Origin of the sequence: Variovorax glucosi (assembly GCF_051216695.1) — a bacterium.
Taxonomy (GTDB): Bacteria; Pseudomonadota; Gammaproteobacteria; order Burkholderiales; family Burkholderiaceae_C; genus Variovorax.
The window spans coordinates 1-1,394 of the sequence record NZ_JBPJZE010000115.1 but is presented as its reverse complement, the minus strand read 5'-3'; the positions used below and the strand labels follow the sequence as shown (position 1 = coordinate 1,394).

1 protein-coding gene is annotated in these 1,394 nt (G+C 68.9%); it reads left to right on the top strand.

The genetic code is table 11. The features are described 5' to 3' along the window. On the top strand, positions 1-1,394 hold a 1,394-nt coding region (locus tag ACSFA3_RS23370), incomplete at both ends, for an Ig-like domain-containing protein (RefSeq protein WP_435507817.1).

Sequence of the window (1,394 nt, the reverse complement as noted above, 5' to 3'; positions counted from 1 at the left end):
ATGCCGGTGCGATCAGGAACCCGGCAAGCGTCGTCGCGACCACCGACGACACCACGCCCGGTATCAACATCGGCGCGGTTCCGGCTGGCTCGACCCCGTCGCTCTATGTCGATGGCACGAAGGTCGACGCGACCTATGACCTGGCCGCCGGCACGCTGACGCCAACCAATCCCCTCGGCGAAGGCGCACATCAGATCAGCTACACGCTGACCGATGCGGCTGGCAACGAGAGCAAGCCGTCACCGGCACTCGCCATCACCGTCGACACGACCGCTCCGGCTGCTCCGGCAGCCGCGACGAGCTATGCCGACGATGCTGGTGCGATCAGGAATCCGGCGAGCGTCGCAGGGATCTCTGACGACACCACGCCCGGCATCAATATCGGCACGGTTCCGGCCGGTTCGACCCCATCGCTGTATGTCGGTGGCACCAAGGTCGCCGCGACTTATGACCCAGCCACCGGCACGCTGACGCCGACCAATCCGCTCGGCGAGGGCACGCATCAGCTCAGCTACACGCTGACCGATCCGGCCGGCAACGAGAGCCCGCGTTCGGGCGCCTTCACGCTCAACGTGGACATCACGGCGCCCGCAGCGCTGGACCCGTCCCTGATCCAGGTGCTGGACGACGTGGGTGCCGTAACAGGCCCCATCGCCACTGGCGCGCAGACCGACGACAGCAAGCCGGTGTACACCGGCAAGGCAGACGCCACGCAGGTGTCGAGCATCAACGTCTACGACAACGGCAAGCTGATCGGCAACGCGGAGGTGCGAGCCGACGGCAGCTGGCGCTTCGAGCCCAATCCGCCCCTGGCCGAGGGAGATCACAGCTTCACCGCGCGGGCCGTGGATGCGGCCGGCAACGTCGGCGCCGCCACGCCCGCGTCGACCTTCACCTTGCTGGGAGATGCACCCTCTGCGCCGGCGATCACCGGCGTGAGCGACGACAAGGGCAACCTCGGCAAGGACGCCAGCACCAACGACACCACACTCACGCTGAGCGGGACCGGCACGGCAGGCACCGTCGTGATCGTGCGCGCCAACGACACGGACGTGGGCTCGACCAGCGTGGCCGCCAACGGCACCTGGAGCGTGACCACCAGCCCCCTGAGCGGAGACGGCGTCAAGAACCTGAGCGCTGTCGCGGTCGACGGCGCGGGTCGGTCCAGCCCGGAGACGGGCAGCTACCCGATCATGCTCGACACCACGCCGCCAGCTACTCCGGGCGTGGTCGTAGCCACGGACGACCAGGGCGCAGTCACCGGTCCGATCGTGGCCGGCGGCAGCACCGATGACGCCTCGCCCACCTTCGGCGGCAGCGGCGCCAAGGCCGGCGACACCGTCAGGGTGTACGACGGCGCCACTCTCCTCGGCAGTGCCACCGTCAAGGCCGAT